3 protein-coding genes are annotated in these 3,160 nt (G+C 60.8%); 1 reads left to right on the top strand and 2 read right to left on the bottom strand.

The window, feature by feature from the left end; all coding sequences use genetic code 11:
- Window positions 1-124: 124 nt before the first annotated feature.
- Complete coding sequence (locus AHiyo1_RS18820) at window positions 125-502, bottom strand: hypothetical protein (RefSeq protein ID WP_340639347.1); 378 nt, start codon at window positions 500-502, stop codon at window positions 125-127.
- 256 nt (window positions 503-758) lie between these two features.
- Complete coding sequence (locus AHiyo1_RS18815; protein ID WP_253257456.1) at window positions 759-2,303, bottom strand: sensor histidine kinase; 1,545 nt, start codon at window positions 2,301-2,303, stop codon at window positions 759-761.
- A gap of 410 nt (window positions 2,304-2,713) precedes the next feature.
- Between AHiyo1_RS18815 and AHiyo1_RS18810 the strand changes: the two genes are divergently transcribed.
- Window positions 2,714-3,160, top strand: a 447-nt coding sequence (locus tag AHiyo1_RS18810) for a response regulator transcription factor (RefSeq protein ID WP_148667668.1), incomplete at its 3' end; no start/stop codon positions are given.

The raw sequence follows: 3,160 nt of genomic DNA, 5'->3' as shown, positions 1-3,160 counted from the left end.
CCCCCTTTCCCCCCGACGCCCGCTCACGTATATGGCCAAATGCGGCGACCCTCGCTCAGATCATCTGAGCGAGGGTCGCCGGAAAACACCCCAAAGGTGAGCGAGCGTCGGGAGGGGTGGGCGCTTAGGCTGAGGCCGACGCCGGGATCAAGGCGGGTCGCGGTGTCAGTTGCTTCCGCGCCCAGCGGGCCAGCTTCTTGCCTTTGCCTTTCCACCAGCTGTCCTCGTCCTTGTCTTGGTGCCAGCGGAAGATGATCATCACAATCACGAAAACGCCCATTGCCACGTCGGCCCAATTCCATTGGATCGCCTTGGCCAGCACGCTGACGCCCATGACGAGAATCGACGGCACTGCCAGGGTCTTGAAGATGGTGTTGGCGACATAGCGCCGATGCGACCGTGGCACGGACATGGCACGGACCATGTCGAAACACACGCAAACCACCACCATTGCCTGGCCCAGGTCCATCAGAATGAGCCCGGGCAGCGAACCGGCGAACATGGAAGCGGATTCCATCCCCGCGCTCAACGGACTGCCCCCGTCACAATGGGACGCGGAAAGGACACAACAGGATTGCAGGAAACACACATACGGATAACCCCCAGAGACCAGGAACTGCATTGAGACCAACTGGGTTCCATTCAATCTGGCGGCTCCGGGGCCGGTCACGAGTAGTGGGTACTCTACTTTGCGCGGCTGACTACTTGCCGGCGCGTCCAGTTACCCGGTCCGGGAACGGACCCACTACAGTCCCGGCCTAATACAGTGCGGGCGCGCCGGCCTGTGACGGTTCCTGGGGCTGGCCAGCCGGCAGCGCCACTGTGAAGGTGCTTCCGCTGCCGGGCTCGCTGCTGCAGGAGATGCTGCCTCCATGTCGTTCCACGATGGACTTGGTAATGGACAGCCCGAGGCCGACGCCGGGTATCGCGGCTTGACGGGCAGCATTTGTCCTGAAGAACCGGGTGAAAATCCTGGCCGACTCGTCGGTGGTCATGCCCATTCCCGTGTCCTTCACTTCGAGCTGGACCCAACCGTCGTTCCGCTCGGCCCTGATGGTCACGAGTCCGCCACCGGGTGAATACTTGATCGCGTTGGATACCAGATTGTCCAAGGCCTGGCCCAGCCTCAAGGGGTCGGCGTTCGCCCACAGGGGTGCCGGAACGTCAGCGACGAGTCCCACGTGCGCGGCGTCGGCCTGCGCCCGAGCAGAAACCAGGCTGTTTTCGACCAACCCTGCCAAATCCGTGCGCCGCAGGTGCACGCTCTCTACTGCCGCGGCTGACGAGAGCAGGTCCTCCACCAAGGCCCGGAGCCGCTCGGCATTCCGCTCCGCAACTTCCAAGCCAAGCCTTGTTGCTGGTTGGAGCTCCTGGTCGCCGCGGAGCACAAGATCGATGTTGCCCAGGATCGATGTCAGCGGCGAACCGAATTCGTGCGAAACGTTGGCAACCAGTTCGTCCTTGGCGGCAAGGGCATCGACAACATCCGTCACATCCTTGAAAACGATCACCGCACCACCAAACCCGTCGTCGAGCTCGCTTTTCATACCCCGCGCGGCGGTTGAGATGGCCCGTTGGCCGGTACCGGCGCCAAACCACAGCAGATAGTCGGAATATGTTTCCCCTTGAACGGCCCTCCGAACAGGGCCCTTTTCAAGTGGGACTGGCGTCCGCCGGTCCTGGCCGAAAACCAGCCAGTCTTGTTCCCCGGGTCCCCGCGAGCCTTCCGCGGGCATTGCCATCTTTATGAATGCATTTTGTTGGTTGTTGATCAGGAGTGTTTCGCCCTTCGAATCGACGGCGACAATTCCGACGTCGATCGTGTCCAGGATTGTCTTGAGCAGCGTTTCCCGCTCCCTGCTCGCGGCCAACAATTGCCGCAGGGCCTGATCCCGCTGGCTTACCCGCCGTTGCTGCAGACGGGCATTTGAGCCGGCCAGACGAATGGAGACTGCCATTGCAAACATCATGAGGGGCAAAAGCAGTACTGAAGAAATGTCTGACGACGTCGGACGGGGCATGTGCGAAATGACCGGCGGAATCGCGATGAGGAAAGGACCCACAAAGCTGAGGATCAGGCTTGTCCTGGAAAGCATGCCCGAGGCAGACAACCAGATCACGGGAAAGATAGCCAACGTGATGAGGCCCGGTACCGCGCTGAAGGCGCCGTTTCGAGTGAACCACAGGGCAACAAAATCCAAAATAGGGATTGCCAGGCCCGCGCTTGGCGACAATCTCTCCCAGGGAACCAGCAGACAGCCCAGGAACAGGATGCCGTGGAGGACGACTCCGGTGACGAACAACCAATTTTGGATTAAGCCTGGCCAAAGGGTTGGGGCTGCGATCGCCAAGCCCGCGATGATAAGCGTTAGCGGCAATTCACAGACAGCCAGGCGGGCGCGAGGCGTGAGTTTCCTGAAGAAACGGGCGGCCGCGCGGAAAAATGGCTGCTCACTCAAAGTCGAGACCCTTCGTTGGAGATTCGCGAACCAATTACTGCTCCACGCGATTCCCGAAGGAACCGCGCAGAGCCCACTATTCCCCCCAAGGAACCACAATACGACGCCCCGAACGATCCAACTGGAAGTTCGGAGCAGCGCTTAATCCACATATTAGATGCCAGATGGCTTCAATGCTTGTATCGTGAGTATTTGGGTGGCATTTACCGCATTGCGCTGGGCTGTGCGGCGATGTGCACCCACAAGGATGTCCAATGAGCGAGCCTGGGGTAGCTGTAGTCATTGAGGATGACGAAGATGTACGAAATCTGGTTGACGCCATCCTCAAAGAAGCTGGATTTGTGGTGCATTCTGCCGCCACCGGACGCGAAGGGGTGGAGGTCGTACGGGACCACCACGCCTCGGTAGTGACACTCGACGTCGGGCTTCCGGATATGGACGGCCACGAGGTCCTGCGTCGGATTCGGCAATTCAGCGACGCATATGTCGTGATGCTGACGGCCAGGCGCGACGAGCCGGACACGTTGACGGCATTCCTGACCGGCGCGGACGACTACGTCAAGAAACCGTTCTTGCCCCGTGAATTGAGGGCCAGAGTCACCGCCATGATGCGGCGGCCTCGCGCCGAGGGCAGGCTTACGGAGGGCAGGCTTGCGTTGCCGGAGGAAGGTCGCGTGGGTTACGTGCCCGACGGCGGTGCG

Source organism: Arthrobacter sp. Hiyo1 (genome assembly GCF_001263615.2).
In the GTDB taxonomy this organism is placed as follows: Bacteria; Actinomycetota; Actinomycetes; order Actinomycetales; family Micrococcaceae; genus Arthrobacter.
Note: the sequence above shows the minus strand (reverse complement) of the source record. Positions and strands in the feature narration are given on the sequence as shown.

What these genes read in the sequence shown, in the direction of transcription:
- AHiyo1_RS18820 (WP_340639347.1), bottom strand. Translation starts at nt 502, where the DNA reads ATGTTCGCCGGTTCGCTGCCCGGGCTCATTCTGATGGACCTGGGCCAG.